The sequence below is a fragment of the Pseudomonas sp. GW822-FHT06B12 genome, from assembly GCF_058799675.1.
Window position 1 is genome coordinate 191,901 of record NZ_JBXALR010000002.1, and the last position, 17,702, is coordinate 209,602.

The window sequence follows — 17,702 nt, forward strand, 5'->3', positions numbered from 1 at the left end:
GACCCGCAGCTACCGTGCCTTTGAGCTTCAACGGCGTTTTGCTGGTCGTGCCGGGATTTTCAATCGACGCACCTGCGAAGTCCTTCACTTCGCCGATCGTCGGTCTCACCACCGCCGCCACGGTAACGGTCCAGGTATCTGATTCCGGCCCACCGACACCCTGCTCCTTGGCCTTGAGCACATACACTTCTGGAAGCAAGGTCTCCGTTTCAAACTCCCACGCGGTTCCCGTCACCGTGGCCTCGCCCAGCTTATTGGTGCCATCGTAAATATCGACTTTTTGACCCGCAGCTACCGTGCCTTTGAGCTTCAACGGCGTTTTGCTGGTCGTGCCGGGATTTTCAATCGACGCACCTGCGGCGTCCGTCACTTCACCGATCGTCGGTCTCACCACCGCAGCAGCAGCCTTAACGGTATAGCTTCGTACCATTGAGCCGTGCGCCTTGGCCTCATCATCAACCTGACCAAACGCAACCTTGTACTCAAGCGTCAGGGCCGAGCCATTGGCCAGTTCCTTCAGCTCACTGTAAGGAACTGGCATCTCGATGTAGCCCAGGGTGATCCAGTCCTGATCGACTTTCCCCTTGTACAGGGTTTTATCGTAGTCAGAGCCATCCGCCTTCTCGCCCTTCAGCACGATCCAGCACCATTGCCCTATGGCCATCAGCGGCCAGTTCTCAATGCGCAACGTCCGGTCTTCGGTGTTGGTGGTCAGATCCAGCTCGGCCCCATTGCCGTCGTCCTGAGCTTCAAGTATCCGGCCTTTCTCCAGCGCGTCCGCGGACAGGTCGAGTACATTCAACTCGAGCTCGTCGGAAGGTACCGACGGTTCACCAACGCGGTTGACGGTGTATTGCACCGTGATCTTTTTACCCAGATTGAACGCGACGACCGATGGTTCCAGATTCAAGGTCCTGAGGTTTGGCGGCCCGAACTGCAACACAGGACTCTCGTACGAACCGCGCGGATCGGCACTTTCACCCGTGACTTTGACGAAGAACTCGTCGGTCTCCAACAACCCCTGCAGCGTCCGTTTTATTTCTGCAGTCAGCCGGTTGGGGTTGGCGGTGTAGACAGCTTTCGGGTCCAGCTCGCGGCCATCCGGCGCCTGCCTGATGCTCGGTTTATCAAGACGCGTCGGAAGAGGATCGGCAGCGCGTGTTTTGGGAGCGGTTTCTTGAACGGTCATGGGCAAGTTCCTTCTCGGAGGTGTCGCCGCATCGGATCGGCAGCGTTGACGCTCATCTAACACCCAGTCCCGAGGCGCTGACCACTGTCAGAAATAACAGGTAGGCAGTGGTTTCCGACCAGCGGTAGGGATTACATAACCAGAGCCCTGAGCGGATTTTGCACGCGATCGGCATAGGGGACGGCCTTCATAGGTCGTACCCCTGCCACCACTTGCTGCATGCTGCGACCACCCAAGCGTCGAGTGCATTCGCGCAACCGCCGAATCTACGCTGCCGCTCTTTGACCACAAGAGTTTCGCGAATTTTGGCCCGCTCACCCTGATCGGCATCGCCTTGTATCCGGTTCTTGTTCATCGGCTCACGGCTTCGATCCACACTTCCTCCCCACACTCGGTCGCCCTCATGCAGTTGCGCTTCACTTCGTTCGCTGTGGTCAGCTTACGGCGGGACTTTCACCCGCAAGATTGCGCCCATGCTGGGCGCACCAAAAAAACGCCCCGGAGGGGCGTTTTTCATTACGGCCGGACCTGCCTGATCACTTCAGGACAACAGCGCCTTTCATCATCGAGTTGTGGCCCGGGAGCGAGTGGAAGAACGGGTAGCTTTCGCCAGTGGTCAACTTCGATACATCGAAGATCATCGAGACTTACTGACCAGATCCTTCACCGTCACACTCCATGTCGAAAACCTGCCATTTGCCGCTTTCACGATGAACTCATGGAACCCCGGCTCCAGATCCTTCACCACTGCGCTCCAGTGAGTGTTTGAGTCGACACGAACCTCGTCTACCAGAACCGAATTGACATAGACATGTAGCGACTGGTCAGGCTCGGCCGCCCCGACAAAACTCAACGTGGTGGCGAACGTGATTCCGCCATCAGCCACCTCAGGACCGGTCTGGTCATTTTCAGTTACGTACTGGATGACGGTGTCCTGCGCCTCAGTGATTCCAACCTCCCAAGGCTTTGATGGTTCCCCCTGAGGCGAAAGCACCCGGAAGACATGATGACCGGGCGACAGAGTAGAGGTTTTGAAACGCCATGAACCATCAGCCGCTGGTACAACCCAACCCAGGCTGAGGAAACCGTCCAGAACTTCCAGCTCCGCACCTGCTACGCCGACGCTGCCGGCTATAACCAGAATCGTTTCGGAGGTGGTGCTGCCTGGGGGGACTGGATTGCCCTGGCTGTCCGTCACTGAGTTAATCTGCACGACCGAGCTGCTCTCAAGCACTTTGACCAACCATGGATTGGAGGCGTCGGCGCCCGCAACGGCCCTGAACTCATAAATGTGAGGCCGCAGATCATTGACCTCCGCAGACCAAGCGCCATTCTTATCGGGATTGACTTCGGTGATGCGTGAATAGTGGTCACGAATCACCACGGGCTGTCCGGGAACCGAGTATCCAATAAGCTTGATGGTGCTATCGGCGGTATCACCACCGTTTTCAATGGGTTCGCCTTTAGAATTCGTCACCCTGGAAATCCCGACACTCTGGTTCACCGCCGTCTCGACAACCGACTCAATAACCGAAACCTGTTTACGAAGTACTGATGCGTCGCTGGTCATGAACATACTCCCTGTGCATTCGATAGCATCGCCGCAGCGAAAGGCTACGACGTCCCTGCGCATCTGATACCCGGTCAGATTTTTCGTCTACTGTCAGAAATAACAGGTAGACCTTATTATCCGACCAGCGGTTCATACCTCGTTGAGCGAAGGAATTTGCCGTCAGCAAGAGAGCGGTGATTTGCCCCAGACAAAAAAAACGCCGCTGCGAGAGCCTCGCAGCGGCGTTAGGGGGGTACTTGAGGCTGATTACTTCAGGACAACAGCGCCTTTCATCATCGAGTTGTGGCCCGGGAACGAGCAGAAGAACTGATAGCTTTCGCCAGCGGTCAGCTTCGACACGTCGAAGGTCACCGAGTCTTTCTCGCCGGCACCGATGATTTTGGTGTGGGCGATAATGCGCGCGTCGCCTTCTTTCAGGTAGTTCTTGTCAATGCCGGCGGCCATGCCGTCGCCAGCAATGCCAGCCATGTCTGCGGTCTTGCTGAGTACCCAGTTATGGCCCATGACGTTCTTCGGCAAGCTGCCGGAGTGGGTCAGGTTGACGGTGAAGGTTTTGCAGCTCTTGTCGATGGTGATCTCCTTCGTGGTGAAGGACATCTGATCGGTGGAGTCGACATCGACCTTGCACTCGGCAGCCATCAATTGGCTGCTGGCCAGTGTCAGCAGGGATACCGCAACGAGTTTGGCAAACATGGTGAATCTCCAAGGCAGGGTTAACAAAATCCGAATGGCGTAAAGACTGCCTGAATTTTTCGGAAGTTCCTATGACTTGCATCAAGAATTGTATACAACTTTCAGGCTATGACATTGATCGAAACAATTAACCGGCCAGACGTCTGGTGCGCACCTATGATCGGTTTGTCATCCCACTCTGGAGCGCCCGTCATGTTCTTCAATAGCCTGTTGTGCAGTTTGCTCGCCGCCTATGCCTGTGGCGCCAGCGGTACCTATGAAGCCTCTCGCTACGAGGATTAACCCTTGGAACGCCCAAGGTCAGCCATTATTCTGGGGGCATCACTGACCATGGAGTAAGGCATGTCTTTAGCGTCTGTTTGTGTGTTTTGCGGCGCCAGCACAGGCACCAACCCGGCGTACCGGGAAGCAGCAATCGCCCTCGGCCAGGAGCTGGCCCGGCGTAAGCTGACGCTGGTGTATGGCGGCGGTGCCGTCGGTTTGATGGGCATTGTTGCCGATGCGGCGCTGGCGGCGGGTGGCGAAGTGATCGGGATCATTCCCGAAAGCCTGAAGAACAAGGAAATCGGCCACATCGGTCTGACACGCCTGGAAGTGGTCGATGGCATGCACGCACGCAAGGCGCGTATGGCAGAACTGAGCGACGCGTTCATCGCTCTACCGGGCGGCCTCGGTACGTTTGAAGAGCTGTTCGAAGTCTGGACCTGGGGCCAGCTCGGTTACCACGGCAAACCGCTGGGGTTGCTGGAAGTGAACGGTTTCTACAGCAAACTCAGTGCATTTCTTGATCATGTCGTCGGCGAAGGCTTCGTTCGCGAGCATCACCGTGACATGCTGCAAATGAGCGAATCGCCGCAAGATCTGCTGGATGCACTCGATGCCTGGAAACCCGTGGTGCAGCCAAAATGGGCCGGGCAAAAACCCAGCTAGGGTCTGTACGAAAACTCGCCGAACGGCGATCAGGCAAGGCAAAAACAGGCGAGGAACGGCTGGGGTCGCACGCGACTTTAGGCCCCTAAATGAGCATTCCGAGCCTGTTTTTAACGCAGCCTGGTCGACGTGCAGGCAGTTTTCGTACAGAGCCTAACCCTTGCCCCCGGTTTAAAGGCAGAATAGGCGCCGCTCAACCTCACCTTCGACCCCAGAGGATCGCCCATGGCTAAACCTAATTACTCCTTCGCCAAACGTCAAAGAGACTTGGCCAAAGAGCAGAAGAAAGAGGAAAAGTTGCAACGCAAGAAAGCTGCCGCCGATGAAGAAGCCGGCGCACTGAACCCGGATGCAGAAGGTGAAGTGGTTGCTGATGACGCTGTTGAAGCACCGAAAGATCAGGCGCCCGACGCCTGAGACCCACAGGGTTTGATGTTCTGATCAAACCCACCGGATCTGTGTCCAGGGTCGGCAGTCATGCTGCCGACCCTCACAGGCCAGTCTGAAGTACCCCACAATCCTTGTGGGAGCGAGCTTGCTCGCGATAGCGATTTCCCAGTCGCTTCGGTGCTGAATGTGCCTCCGTCATCGCGAGCAAGCTCGCTCCCACAGTAGATCTCCATTACTCCAGTGGCATCACGGTCACCCGCACTTCCGGGTCATGGCTGCCGCCGCCCAGAATCACCCCACGCAACGGCGACACATCGGAAAAGTCCCGGCCCCAGGCCAGGGTGATGTGCTCCAGCGCCGGCTGAATGTTGTTGGTCGGATCAAAGTCGACCCAGCCCAGCACCGGACAGAACACCGAAACCCAGGCGTGGGACGCATCGGCGCCGATCAAGCGTGGCTGCCCCGGTGGTGGCTGGGTCAGCAGGTAACCGCTGACATAACGCGCCGCCAATCCCCGGGAGCGCACGCAAGCAAGCATCAGGTGCGCAAAGTCCTGGCAGACCCCACGTCGACGCTCCAGCACTTCTACCAGCGGCGTCGCGACCTGGGTCGCCTCGGCATCGAAAGTGAACTCGCTGAAGATCTTCTCCATCAACGCCTGAACACCCAGCATCAAGGGGCGGCCCAGCGGAAAACAGCTTTCGGAGAACTCGACGAAGCTGCTCTTCAAATGCACATACGGTGACTCAAACCGATAACGACACGCCTCCAGCAGTGGCGGAGAAATCGGCTGACTGCTGTAGGTCAATGCGCTGCGGGTCATGTCCCAGGCCGGCGATAGATTGAAATCACGCAGTGGCCGGGCCAGCACTTCGACCGTCAGCCGGGCATTGACCAGCAATTCATCGTGAGGTCTTTCGAAGGCCAGCCGGGTCAGCGGATTGCCGAACACATCCAGCTCATCGCGGCGCGAGGTCGGATCCGGGCTGATCTGCAATTGCTGCTCGGTGCAGCGCTGCCACGCGCAGGGCCGTGGCCACAAATGGGCGAGCTGCTGGGCCAGGGACACCGGGCTGTCGTAGTGATAATGGGTGTCGTGGAGAATCTGGTAATGGGCACTCATCAGACGGACACCGTGCGCTGGCTGACATCATCGACATGGGCGAAATGCCGCAACGCGAGACGATCAGACACCTGATTACTGACTTCGGCGATTTCTTGCAGCAGATCCGCCAGACCATCGAGAGCCGCGCGGACGCTGCTTTCACCGAACAAAGCGTTCTCCAGACAACCGAGATCGAATCGCGCCAGACGCTCTACCAACGAAGGCAACGCCAGATCGCGCGGCACACCAAAGTCGTCGTTCAAGCGCTTGAGGGTACGGGTCACCAGTTTCAGCTGGAACAGCACCGCATGCGGGTTCTGCTCATCGAGCAGCAACAAGTCGAGCACCGGAATCAATTGCGCCACCGCCAGGTAACGGGAACGGTAGGTGATGCTGCTGTTGCCCAGCTCCAGCAGCCATTCCAGGCCCGCTTGATCAAACGCCCCGGCACCGCGCAGGAACGCCGCCAGGCTGCTACTCAGAAACTGCAGGCGCTCGATCCGCCGACCGATCATCAAGAAGCGCCAGCCTTCGTCGCGGGTCATGTCGTCCAGTGCAAAACCCGATAGCGCCGCAAGTGACATCACCAAGCGGTTGAGGAAATCCAGCAGCTCGCCAAAATCCGGCGCTTCGGTTTCCAGCTCTGCGGCTTCTCGCTGCAATTCCACCAGCGCCTGCCAGTTCTCCCGTGAAAGCTTGCCGCGCACCTGGGACGCCGCCCACTGCAAGCGTTGCAGGTTGGCGCGCAGGCTGAACGGCCAGTCATCGCCAAGCAATGCCGCCAGCAAACGCTCGGGCAATTCGCCTTCGTCGGGCAGCAGCATCAGGCTTTCGCCGAGATCGACCGCAGCCTGCAAGGCTTGCGGATCGTCGCCATCGACATAGCGCGTGAGTATGATCCGCAGCAACCGCGCGCTGTCGTCGCAGCGCTCGCAATAACGACCGAACCAGAACAGGTTCTCGACCACCCGCGACGGCAGGTACGGATCGCGCCGCACCAGATCGTGCACACCGATGGTCCGCTGGGTTTTCCATTGTTCGCCAATCGGTGCTCGTTCGCCCAACACCCAGGTGTCCTTGCTCGCGCCGCCGCGCTGCATCGACACCACTTCGGCGTCGGCCTCGGCCGCCACCCGGGTCAAACCGCCTGGCAGCACCCGATAGCCATCGTTACTGGCCACCGCGTAGACGCGCATGCCGATGGCCCGGGGCTGCAACTGGCCGTCTTCGGCTTGCCAGATCGGTGCCTGCGACAGCTGCGCCAGTTCTTGCGCCACATAGGCATAAGGCCGTGCCTGCATACGCTCGGCGAGGCTTTGGCGCTGCTTTTCACTCAAGTCACGCCCGAACACCGGGGCAAAACTTTGCGAAGGAAACGCCGGTTTGATCAGCAACTCAGGCAATTTTTCCAGAGCCTGCGCCAGCACTGGAGGTTCGCCGCACCACCAGGTGGCAATGGACGGCAGGATCAGTTCTTCGCCGAACAGGAATTGATTGATCTTCGGCAGAAAGCCCAACAGACCCGGCGACTCCAGCACACCGCTGCCCAAGGCATTGGCCACCAGCACCCGCCCCTGTCGCACCGCTTCAAGCAGACCCGGTACGCCGAGCGCCGAGTCGGTGCGCAACTCCAGCGGATCGCAGAAATCATCATCGAGCCGCCGCATGATCGCGTGGACCCGACGCAAACCGCTGAGGGTTTTCAAGTAAACCGTGGCATCGCGTACCGTCAGATCGCCGCCCTCAACCAGCGGATAACCCAGTTGGCGGGCCAGATACAGGTGCTCGAAGTAACTCTCGTTGAACCGCCCCGGCGTCAGCAACACCACCAGCGGCACTTCATCGGCACTGGGCGCCTGACGCGCGAGGGTTTCCTGCAAGGTGCGGAAGAACCCGGCCAGGTGCTGCACCTGCAAATCGCGGTACAGCTCCGGAAAGGCCCGCGACACGATGGTGCGGTTTTCCAGTGCATAACCGGCGCCGGACGGCGCCTGAGTCCGATCCGCCGTCACCCACCAACGCCCATCGGGGGTGCGCGCCAGATCCACCGCGTACAGATGCAGGAACGCCCCGTCCGGCGGTTGAATGCCCTGACAGGGCCAGAGGAAGTTGTTGTGGCCAAATACCAGTTCTGCCGGTAACAGGCCTTCGGCAATCAGACGCTGCGGGCCATACAGATCCGCCAGTACCGCGTTGAGCAAACGCGCGCGCTGAGCGATCCCGGCCGACAACTGCTTCCACTCATCGGCCGCAATCACATGGGGTAACAGGTCCAGTTCCCACGGACGATCAGCGCCTTTTGGGTCGGCGTAGACGTTGTAGGTGACGCCGTTTTCCTGAATCTGCCGTGCCAGCAAGGCTTGTCGCTGCACCAGTTGCGCCGGCGTGCTGCGTTGCAACTGATCGAACAGCCGGCGCCAGTGCGGGCGCACAGCGCCGCTGTCGTCGAGCAGTTCGTGATAGGTGCCCGTTGTGCGCGGGTAACGGTCAAGCAGGTCAGGCATGGAAAGCTCGGCAAGGGCAAGGGAAGTCAGATTAACGCACAGACACTACAAATCCAGTGGGCACGGGCTTGCCCGAAGCGAACAACCGTGGAGATCCCTGTGGGAGCGAGCCTGCTCGCTATGACGGCAGCACATTCAACATCATCGTTGACTGACCCACCGCTATCGCGAGCAGGCTCGCTCCCACAGGGAGGTAATCGATGCTGCAAGTACCGCGTTCACTCATTTTTTTTCGAAAACCGTCGTAAATCCAGGGTCATCGGCAGTTCGTCGTTGATAATCAGCGTCGGCACCGGCAAGGTTCCCGGGCTGTGACCGTGACGGAAGAACCGCGCCATCCGCCGGCTCTCCGCCTCGTTGGCGTTCACCGGCAGGCTGTCGTAGTTGCGCCCGCCCGGATGGGCGACGTGGTACTGACAACCGCCCAGCGAGCGTTGCATCCAGGTATCGAGCAGGTCGAACACCAGCGGCGCATGCACCGGGATGGTCGGTTGCAGGCAGTTGGCCGGTTGCCAGGCGCGAAAACGTACGCCGGCGACAAATTCACCGACCCGCCCGGTCGGTTGCAGCGGCACCGGGATGCCGTTGCAGGTCAGCACATAACGTTGCGGCGCCAATCCTGTGAGCTTGACCTGCAAACGCTCCAGCGACGAGTCGACATAACGCACCGTGCCGCCGGCCGAACCTTCCTCACCCAACACATGCCAGGGCTCCAACGCCTGACGCAGTTCCAGTTCGATGCCACTGACCGCGTAATCGCCGACCTTGGGAAAACGGAACTCCAGATGCGCCGCAAACCACTCGGCACGCAGCGCATAGCCGGCGGCGTTGAGATCAACGATCACGTCGGCGAAGTCCTGCTCGATAAAGTGCGGCAACAGGAAACGGTCATGTAACTCGGTGCCCCAACGGGCCAGCTTGGCCGGCGCATAAGGCTCACGCCAGAACCGCGCCACCAGTGCCCGCAGCAACAATTGCTGGGCCAGGCTCATGCGCGCATGGGGTGGCATTTCAAAGGCACGCAGCTCCAGCAGACCAAGACGACCGGTGGCGCCGTCCGGAGAATAGAGCTTGTCGATGCAGAACTCGGCGCGGTGGGTGTTGCCCGTGACGTCGATCAGCAAGTTACGCAGCAAGCGATCCACCAACCACGGCGCGCACTCTTCACCCGGTTCGGGCATCTGCGCAAAGGCGATTTCCAGCTCGTACAACGCATCGTTGCGCGCTTCGTCCACGCGCGGCGCCTGGGAAGTCGGGCCGATGAACAGACCGGAAAACAGGTAAGACAGCGATGGATGGTTATGCCAGTAGCTGATCAGACTGCGCAGCAGATCTGGCCGACGCAGAAACGGTGAGTCAGCCGGAGTCGCGCCACCGAGTACGAAATGGTTACCGCCACCAGTACCGGTGTGCCGACCATCGATCATGAACTTCTCGGTGGTCAGCCGGGTTTGCCGCGCCTCTTCGTAGAGGAATTCGGTGCGTTCGACCAACTCGCCCCAACTCGCGGACGGCTGCACATTGACCTCGATGACGCCGGGGTCCGGGGTAATACGGAAGTTACTCAGGCGCGGGTCGCTCGGTGGCTCGTAACCTTCCAGCAATACCGGGTAATGCAGTTCCTCGGCGGTGGCTTCGATGGCGCTGACCAGTTCGAGGTAATCCTCAACCCGTTCCAACGGCGGCATGAACAGGTACAACCGCCCTTCCCGGGCCTCGGCGCAGAACGCCGTGCGGGTCAGCCAATCAGCGGACTGGTCGATTGTCGGCACACGATCATCGGCGGTGGCCGGCTCGCCATGCGCCTGCAATTGGGCTGCGTCGGGCAACTGCGGCAAGTCCTGATTCGGATCGAGCGGGTGCACGAACGGGTACTCCGCCGCCGTCACCCAGGGTTGCGAAGCCAGTGGCAAGCGATAGCCCAGTGGTGAATCTCCCGGCACCAGTCGGCAATGGCTGTCACGCAGATACCAGCGGCCGCTCTGCCATTGATCGCCCTTGGCGGTGCGCGCCAGCGGCAATACCTGACCAATCACTTTATCCAGCCCCTGGCTGAAGACCTTATGCAGACGGGCGCGCTCAAGTTCATCGCTCAGTCGTGAGTCTTCAGCGCTGACGTTGACCGGCAATGCGCCTTCACGCCAGAGGTAGTAAAGGTTGTCTTCGTAGGCTGGAAATACAAAGCGTGCAGGCAGCTTCAAACGCTCGGCGACGCTCGCCAGAAAACGCCCGGCCAATTTGCCATCGGCGCCGTAGTCTTGCTGTTCATCGGCAATCAACGCGTTGTTGTGCCAGATCGGCACGCCATCTCGACGCCAGTAGCAGTTCAGCGACCAGCGCGGCAGTTGCTCGCCGGGGTACCACTTGCCCTGGCCAAAATGCACCAGGCCCTTGGGCGCGTAATGTTTGCGCATGCGCTGGAACAGCTCGGCGGACAGCCGCCGCTTGTCCGGTCCGAGTGCCGCGGTGTTCCATTCGGCAGCGTCCGGGTCGTCGATGGAGACGAAGGTCGGCTCACCGCCCATGGTCAGCCGCACATCGCCTTCTTGCAGATCGGCGTCGATCTGCCGGCCCAACGCCTGGATCGCCAGCCACTGGTCTTCGGTGTAGGGCTTGGTGACCCGTGGGGCCTCCCAAATCCGCTCCACCGACATTTCGTGGCTGAATTCGCATTCGCACGGTTCAACCAGCCCGCTGATCGGCGCCGCAGAGGACGGATCGGGGCTACAGGCCAACGGAATATGCCCTTCACCGGCAAACAGCCCGGAGGTGGCGTCCAGACCAATCCAGCCCGCACCGGGCAGGTAAACCTCGCACCAGGCGTGCAGGTCGGTGAAGTCCACTTCTGTGCCGGAAGGACCGTCGAGGCTTTTCACATCGGCGGTGAGTTGAATCAGGTAACCGGAGACAAATCGCGCCGCCAGCCCGAGGTTACGCAGCAGTTGCACCAGCAGCCAGGCCGAGTCACGGCAGGAGCCAGACGCGTGTTCCAGGGTGTATTCCGGGGTTTGAACACCCGGTTCCATGCGAATCAGGTAGCCGATGTCTTCGCTCAGGCGCTGGTTGAGGGCCACCAGAAAATCCACGGCGGGCAGCGGCGTACGCTCGATGCCGTCAAGGTAGGCCTTGAACTTTGGCGTCAGCGGCAGGGTTTCCAGGTACGGCGCCAGCTCACGCTGTTCGTCTGCGGCATAGGCGAAGGGGATTTTTTCCGCGTAGGGCTCAAGGAAAAAGTCGAACGGGTTGAACACCGCCATCTCGGCCAGCAGATCGACTTCGATCCGCAGCTCCGTGGTTTTCTCAGGGAACACCAACCGCGCCAGGTAATTGCCCTGGGGGTCTTGTTGCCAGTTGATGAAGTGCTGATCAGGCGAGACTTTCAACGCATAGGAAAGAATCCGCGTGCGGCTGTGGGCTGCCGGGCGCAGGCGAACAATCTGCGGACCGAGCTCGATGGCGCGGTCGTAGCGGTAATGCGTGACATGGTGCAATGCGACATGGATCGACACGGCGTGCCTCCTGCGAGCCTTAAGCGTAACTGAAAGCGCGCAAGACTTATGCCAGCCGGCATACCCGGCGCTTTCTCCGTTTGCTTAGCGCAGTACAGCACCAAAACCGCGCAATGCGGGATTTGCTGTGATGAAGGTTGCACAGAAATGTGGCGACCGTGGGCCGTCAGCCGGATTTGCATCGACTGTTCCGGCCTCATCGCGAGCAAGCTCGCTCCCACACTTTGTCCGAGTCGCCCGCAAATTTTATAACCGACAACTATCCCCTGTGGGAGCGAGCTTGCTCGCGATGAGGCCAGTTGCCACAACCCACCTTCTGACTTTGATACAGGCTTTTACTCTGCCAGAAACGCAAAAACGCCAACCCGAAGGTTGGCGTTTTGATTGGAGCAAGCAGCGCTTAACGCGGCACTACCGGCTTACGCGCAGGCTTGGGCCCTTTGCCTTTGGCAGCGTCCTTGCGCTCCTTGGCGGCTTGTTGGTTGCGGGCGAACGCCGCAGCCTTGGCCTGTTCACGCTTGTCCCAAGGGTTACCGCCATCGCTGGCACGCGGTGGCAAGCCGGTGTGTTGCGTAAGGATTTTGGTGGTCTTTTCCCCGGCCACTTTATGGCTACCGGCTGGCGTCGAGTTCTTGCGACGGGCGCTCTGGTAGCTGTCGGTAGCCGGTTGGTGCAGCGGGATCAGCTGGTTCTTGCCCGGCCCGATCAGGTCGGCGCGGCCCATGCGGGTCAGCGCTTCACGCAGCATCGGCCAGCCTTTAGGGTCGTGGTAACGCAAGAACGCCTTGTGCAGACGGCGCTGCTCTTCGCTCTTGACGATGGTCACGGCGTCGCTCTTGTACGTGACCTTGCGCAGCGGGTTCTTGCCCGAGTGGTACATGGCGGTGGCGGTGGCCATCGGCGACGGGTAGAACGCCTGCACCTGGTCCGCACGGAAACCGTTGCCCTTGAGCCACAGGGCCAGGTTCATCATGTCTTCGTCGGTAGTGCCCGGGTGGGCGGCGATGAAGTACGGAATCAGGTACTGCTCTTTCCCGGCTTCCTTGGAGTACTTCTCGAACATCCGCTTGAACTTGTCATAACTGCCGATGCCCGGCTTCATCATCTGATTGAGCGGACCTTCCTCGGTGTGTTCCGGGGCGATCTTCAGGTAACCGCCGACGTGGTGGGTCACCAGCTCTTTGACGTATTCCGGCGACTCGACCGCGAGGTCGTAACGCAGGCCGGAAGCAATCAGGATCTTCTTCACACCCGGCAAGGCACGGGCGCTGCGATACAACTGGATCAGCGACGAGTGGTCGGTGTTGAGGTTCGGGCAAATGCCCGGGAACACGCACGACGGCTTGCGGCACGCGGATTCGATTTCCGGGGTCTTGCAGGCGATGCGGTACATGTTCGCGGTCGGGCCGCCGAGGTCGGAAATGACGCCGGTGAAGCCTGGGACCTTGTCGCGGATCTCTTCGATTTCGCGAATGATCGACTCTTCGGAACGGTTCTGGATGATCCGGCCTTCGTGCTCGGTGATCGAGCAGAAGGTACAGCCGCCGAAGCAGCCGCGCATGATGTTCACCGAGAAACGGATCATGTCGTAGGCCGGGATCTTCTCCTTGCCGTACGCCGGGTGCGGAACACGGGCGTAAGGCATGCCAAACACGTAGTCCATCTCTTCGGTGGTCATCGGAATCGGCGGCGGGTTGAACCAGACGTCGACTTCGCCGTGCTTCTGGACCAGTGCACGGGCGTTGCCCGGGTTGGTTTCCAGGTGCAGCACGCGGTTGGCGTGGGCGTACAGAACGGCATCGCCACGGACCTTTTCTACCGATGGCAGACGGATCACGGTCTTGTCGCGGGTCATCCGAGGGCTCGCCAGGATCTGCACGACCTTGGCTTCTTCCGGATCGTCGACCGGTCCCTTCTCCTGCTCGATGGCGCAGGCCTGGGTGTCCTGGGTGTTGACGTACGGGTTGATGATCTTGTCGATCTTGCCCGGACGGTCGATGCGCGTGGAGTCGACTTCGTACCAGCCTTGCGGCGTGTCACGCCGAATGAACGCGGTGCCGCGCACGTCGGTGATGTCTTCGATCTTGTGACCGTAGGACAGACGCTGGGCGACTTCGACGATCGCTCGCTCGGCGTTGCCGTACAGCAGAATGTCGGCGCAGGCGTCGATCAGGATCGAGTTGCGCACCCGGTCCTGCCAGTAATCGTAGTGCGCGATGCGGCGCAGGGAAGCTTCGATGCCGCCGAGAACAATCGGCACGTTCTTGTAGGCTTCCTTGCAGCGCTGGCTGTAAACCAGGCTGGCGCGATCCGGACGTTTGCCAGCCATGCCACCAGGGGTGTAGGCGTCATCGGAACGGATTTTCTTGTCGGCGGTGTAGCGGTTGATCATCGAGTCCATGTTGCCGGCCGCGACACCGAAGAACAGGTTCGGCTCGCCGAGCTTCATGAAGTCGTCTTTGGACTGCCAGTTTGGCTGGGCAATGATCCCGACGCGAAAGCCCTGGGACTCCAGCAGCCGGCCGATGATTGCCATGCCAAACGACGGGTGATCGACGTAGGCATCACCGGTGACGATGATGATGTCACAGGAATCCCAGCCGAGCTGATCCATCTCCTCCCTGCTCATTGGCAGGAATGGCGCTGGCCCGAAACATTCGGCCCAGTACTTTGGATAGTCAAATAACGGCTTGGCTGCTTGCATGTCGATAACCGGTGTTGGCTTTCATTGAATTTCGCGGGCGCGGAATATAGCACAAATTTTGACCAATTCCGACGGCTATGGTCGGAAATTGGTGTCGCCCCTATCGCGAGCAAGCTCGCTCCCACAGGGATAGCGTCGCTCTTGTGGGAGCGAGCTTGCTCGCGATGAGGCCATATCAGACGCCGAATAACTTATTCGTCGTCGAAGTTATAGCTGCCCGGCGCGAGGTTTTCGAAGCGGGTGTATTTGCCGATGAACGCCAGGCGTGACGTACCGATCGGGCCGTTCCGCTGCTTGCCGATGATGATCTCGGCGATGCCCTTGTGCTCGGTTTCCGGGTGATACACCTCGTCCCGGTACACGAACATGATGACGTCGGCATCCTGCTCGATCGCTCCGGATTCCCGCAAGTCGGAGTTGATCGGGCGCTTGTTGGGACGTTGCTCCAGGGAGCGGTTGAGCTGCGACAGCGCCACCACCGGGCAGTTGAATTCCTTGGCCAGGGCTTTCAACGAGCGGGAGATTTCGGAAATCTCGTTGGTCCGGTTATCGCCACCCGAGCCCGGGATCTGCATGAGTTGCAGGTAGTCGATCATGATCAGGGCGACATCACCGTGCTCACGCACCAGACGCCGGGTCCGCGCACGCATTTCCGACGGGCTGATACCCGCCGTATCGTCGATGAACAGCTTACGATCATTGAGCAGGTTGACCGCCGAAGTCAGGCGCGGCCAATCGTCGTCGTCCAGGCGACCGGCACGGACTTTGGTCTGATCGATACGGCCGAGGGAAGACAGCATACGCATGATCAGCGATTCGCCTGGCATCTCCAGCGAGTAGACCAGAACGCATTTATCGCTGCGCAGCACGGCGTTTTCCACCAGGTTCATCGCAAAAGTGGTTTTACCCATCGATGGACGACCGGCGACGATGATCAAGTCAGACGGCTGCAGGCCGCTGGTCTTCTCGTCGAGGTCGGTGTAGCCGGTGGACAGGCCGGTAATGGCGTTGTCGGTGTTGAACAAGGTGTCGATGCGGTCGATGGCCTTGGTCAGCAGGTCATTCACGCTCACCGGGCCGCCGGTTTTTGGCCGGGCCTCGGCGATCTGGAATATCTGCCGTTCAGCTTCGTCGAGGATCTCTTCAGCCGTGCGACCTTCTGGATTGAAAGCGCTGTCTGCAATCTCGGTGGCAATGCCAATCAGTTGCCGCAAGGTCGCCCGCGCGCGAACGATCTGCGCATAGGCCTTGATGTTGGCGACCGACGGCGTGTTTTTCGCCAGCTCACCCAGGTATCCGAGACCACCGACTTGCGAGGTCTGACCTTCCTTGTCCAATTGCTCGGCAAGGGTCACGACGTCGATCGGCGAGTTCTGATCGGCCAGCTTGGCGATCGCACGGAAGATCAGGCGGTGGTCATGTCGATAGAAATCACCGTCCGAGACCTGATCGAGCACGCGCTCCCAGGCATTGTTGTCCAGCATCAGACCACCGAGTACAGCCTGTTCGGCCTCGATGGAATGCGGCGGCACCTTCAGCGCGGCGGTTTGCAGATCGTATTGCTCAGGAGCGGAGATATCGTTCATGGCCACTTGGTTTTTTTAGGAAAAGCAGGGGTTGTAGTAAATCAGGAACCGCAGAAAGACAAAGGGCACGACCTGTAAACAGGATCGTGCCCGATGTTACCGGCAAGCACCCGAGGGTGCCAGCCGACAAGTACTTCTTAAGCTGCTACCACGACAACGCGTACGGTGGCTTCAACTTCAGCGTGCAGGTGCACGGCTACGTCGAATTCACCTACGTTGCGGATGGTGCCGTTCGGCAGACGAACTTCGCTTTTTGCAACTTCAACGCCAGAGGCGGTCAGTGCATCAGCGATGTCGTGGGTGCCGATCGAACCGAACAGCTTGCCTTCGTCACCGGCGGTGGCAGTGATAGTCACTTCCAGCTCAGCCAGTTGGGCAGCGCGGCTTTCAGCCGAAGTTTTACGGTCTGCTGCGGCTTTTTCCAGCTCAGCGCGACGCTCTTCGAACGCAGCCAGGTTGGCAGCGGTCGCAGCGGTGGCTTTGCCGTAAGGCAGCAGGTAGTTACGACCGTAACCAGCCTTAACGTTCACTTTGTCACCCAGGTTGCCCAGGTTGGTGACTTTTTCCAGAAGGATCAGTTGCATGTGAAAATCCTCTTAACTTTTAACCTTCACCGTTCGCGCTATCGACGTCTTTCGGCGTCAAACGACCGCGAAAATCAATCAGGCTGTCGACAATGGCCAGGACCACCAGCAACGGATAGATCAGCTGCATAAACAGCAACAGCGTTACGTACAACCCCACCAGCCAAAATTTGGCCAGTCGCTTTTCAGCCACCAGCCCATGAATCAGGGCCAGCCCGGCGAACACCAGCGGTACGCTGCACAACGGCGTCAACATCGCCATCTGGGAACCGAAATTCGGCCCCAGAAGCATGCACGCCAGCAGCAACATCGCCGGCCCCAGCGGGATTCGGATGGCGCGAAACTCGCGACCAAAACCACCGGGGTTGTACAACAACGCCTGCCAGTAGCGCCCGACAATCAGGCTCAGCACACTGACGATTTGCAACAAGGCCGCAATCAGGCCAGTCAGGACCGGGGCAATCAGGGCGGCGAGACGCGCTCGCTCCTCTACCGACAATTGCTGGTAGAGGTCACCGAGGGCCAGCGGCAGGATCTTTACCAGTTCCTGCGCCAGCATCTCGATCTGAGGGCGGTAAGCCGCACCCAGCACCACTGAAAACACCAATCCCATCGCTATGCTGACCAGCAGCACGCGGTTCCAGGACTCACTTGCGCGCAAAACCAACGCAAGGCCCGAAGACCCCAGCAACACCATGAGTGCGCGTGGATCATCGGAATACAGCCACCAGATCAATGCCGGCAGTATCCCCAGAGCAAGAACGCCAAGGGCGTCCTTCAATCCGCGCCGCAGCAGCACAAGGCTCCCGGCGGCAGCACCCAACCAGTACAACAACGGCAATGCCGCGCATCCAGCCACTACGAGAGTGGCCTGCATACGACCGCGCATGATGAACTCAGCTATGGCGCGCATGCATTCAATCCTTTGCTACGTG

Annotated in this window: 11 protein-coding genes and 2 pseudogenes; 2 read left to right on the forward strand and 11 right to left on the reverse strand. The window is 59.7% G+C overall.

All coding sequences use genetic code 11. The features are described from left to right. From AC1RKH_RS05630 to azu, 4 genes and pseudogenes are all read right to left on the reverse strand, one after another. A pseudogene (locus AC1RKH_RS05630) lies at window positions 1–1,189 on the reverse strand (hypothetical protein); the annotation flags it as partial. Window positions 1,190–1,725: 536 nt separating this feature from the next. After that, window positions 1,726–1,833 (reverse strand): annotated as a pseudogene (locus AC1RKH_RS05635) (azurin); the annotation flags it as partial. After that, window positions 1,827–2,759 (reverse strand): hypothetical protein, encoded by a 933-nt coding sequence (locus AC1RKH_RS05640; protein ID WP_493062121.1) that lies wholly within the window; start codon window positions 2,757–2,759, stop codon window positions 1,827–1,829. The gene AC1RKH_RS05640 and the pseudogene AC1RKH_RS05635, both read right to left, overlap by 7 nt. 249 nt (window positions 2,760–3,008) lie before the next feature. After that, window positions 3,009–3,455 (reverse strand): azurin, encoded by a 447-nt coding sequence (gene azu, locus AC1RKH_RS05645; protein WP_262112799.1) that lies wholly within the window; start codon window positions 3,453–3,455, stop codon window positions 3,009–3,011. A 342-nt stretch (window positions 3,456–3,797) separates the two neighbouring features. On the opposite strand from azu, the gene AC1RKH_RS05650 reads away from it, so the two are divergent. Both AC1RKH_RS05650 and AC1RKH_RS05655 read left to right on the forward strand, forming a co-directional pair. After that, a complete protein-coding gene (locus AC1RKH_RS05650) occupies window positions 3,798–4,385 on the forward strand; it encodes a cytokinin riboside 5'-monophosphate phosphoribohydrolase (RefSeq protein WP_493062120.1) in 588 nt (195 codons plus the stop codon). 225 nt (window positions 4,386–4,610) lie between these two features. Next, on the forward strand, window positions 4,611–4,802 hold the full coding sequence (locus tag AC1RKH_RS05655; protein ID WP_019691520.1) for a hypothetical protein: 192 nt from the start codon (window positions 4,611–4,613) through the stop codon (window positions 4,800–4,802). A 205-nt stretch (window positions 4,803–5,007) separates the two neighbouring features. Here the strand turns inward: AC1RKH_RS05655 and AC1RKH_RS05660 are convergent, their stop codons facing one another. The 7 genes from AC1RKH_RS05660 to AC1RKH_RS05690 form a co-directional block, all read right to left on the reverse strand. Beyond that, window positions 5,008–5,898 (reverse strand): transglutaminase family protein, encoded by an 891-nt coding sequence (locus tag AC1RKH_RS05660; RefSeq protein WP_493062119.1) that lies wholly within the window; start codon window positions 5,896–5,898, stop codon window positions 5,008–5,010. Next, on the reverse strand, window positions 5,898–8,384 hold the full coding sequence (locus AC1RKH_RS05665) for a circularly permuted type 2 ATP-grasp protein (RefSeq protein WP_493062118.1): 2,487 nt from the start codon (window positions 8,382–8,384) through the stop codon (window positions 5,898–5,900). Before AC1RKH_RS05665 ends, AC1RKH_RS05660 begins: the two co-directional genes overlap by 1 nt. A gap of 218 nt (window positions 8,385–8,602) precedes the next feature. Then, window positions 8,603–11,893 carry a transglutaminase family protein gene (locus tag AC1RKH_RS05670; RefSeq protein ID WP_493062117.1) on the reverse strand — a complete coding sequence of 1,097 codons (3,291 nt, stop codon included), beginning with the start codon at window positions 11,891–11,893 and terminating at the stop codon, window positions 8,603–8,605. Between the two features lie 400 nt (window positions 11,894–12,293). Then, a complete protein-coding gene (locus AC1RKH_RS05675; protein ID WP_493062116.1) occupies window positions 12,294–14,597 on the reverse strand; it encodes a YgiQ family radical SAM protein in 2,304 nt (767 codons plus the stop codon). 191 nt (window positions 14,598–14,788) lie between these two features. After that, complete coding sequence (gene dnaB, locus AC1RKH_RS05680; protein WP_109627711.1) at window positions 14,789–16,183, reverse strand: replicative DNA helicase; 1,395 nt, start codon at window positions 16,181–16,183, stop codon at window positions 14,789–14,791. Window positions 16,184–16,320: 137 nt separating this feature from the next. Further along, the gene (gene rplI, locus AC1RKH_RS05685) at window positions 16,321–16,767 is read right to left on the reverse strand and encodes a 50S ribosomal protein L9 (protein WP_003197251.1); all 447 of its coding nucleotides are present in this window, start codon (window positions 16,765–16,767) and stop codon (window positions 16,321–16,323) included. A gap of 19 nt (window positions 16,768–16,786) precedes the next feature. Continuing rightward, entirely contained in the window at window positions 16,787–17,680 is an 894-nt protein-coding gene (locus AC1RKH_RS05690; RefSeq protein ID WP_493062115.1) for a hypothetical protein, read from the reverse strand. Between the last annotated feature and the right edge of the window lie 22 nt (window positions 17,681–17,702).

Coding starts and splice junctions, on each gene's coding strand:
- AC1RKH_RS05655 (WP_019691520.1), top strand. CDS start 4,611: ATGGCTAAACCTAATTACTCCTTCGCCAAACGTCAAAGAGACTTGGCC.
- rplI (WP_003197251.1), bottom strand. CDS start 16,767: ATGCAACTGATCCTTCTGGAAAAAGTCACCAACCTGGGCAACCTGGGT.
- AC1RKH_RS05660 (WP_493062119.1), bottom strand. CDS start 5,898: ATGAGTGCCCATTACCAGATTCTCCACGACACCCATTATCACTACGAC.
- AC1RKH_RS05665 (WP_493062118.1), bottom strand. CDS start 8,384: ATGCCTGACCTGCTTGACCGTTACCCGCGCACAACGGGCACCTATCAC.
- AC1RKH_RS05650 (WP_493062120.1), top strand. CDS start 3,798: ATGTCTTTAGCGTCTGTTTGTGTGTTTTGCGGCGCCAGCACAGGCACC.
- AC1RKH_RS05690 (WP_493062115.1), bottom strand. CDS start 17,680: ATGCGCGCCATAGCTGAGTTCATCATGCGCGGTCGTATGCAGGCCACT.
- AC1RKH_RS05640 (WP_493062121.1), bottom strand. CDS start 2,759: ATGACCAGCGACGCATCAGTACTTCGTAAACAGGTTTCGGTTATTGAG.
- dnaB (WP_109627711.1), bottom strand. CDS start 16,183: ATGAACGATATCTCCGCTCCTGAGCAATACGATCTGCAAACCGCCGCG.
- AC1RKH_RS05675 (WP_493062116.1), bottom strand. CDS start 14,597: ATGCAAGCAGCCAAGCCGTTATTTGACTATCCAAAGTACTGGGCCGAA.
- azu (WP_262112799.1), bottom strand. CDS start 3,455: ATGTTTGCCAAACTCGTTGCGGTATCCCTGCTGACACTGGCCAGCAGC.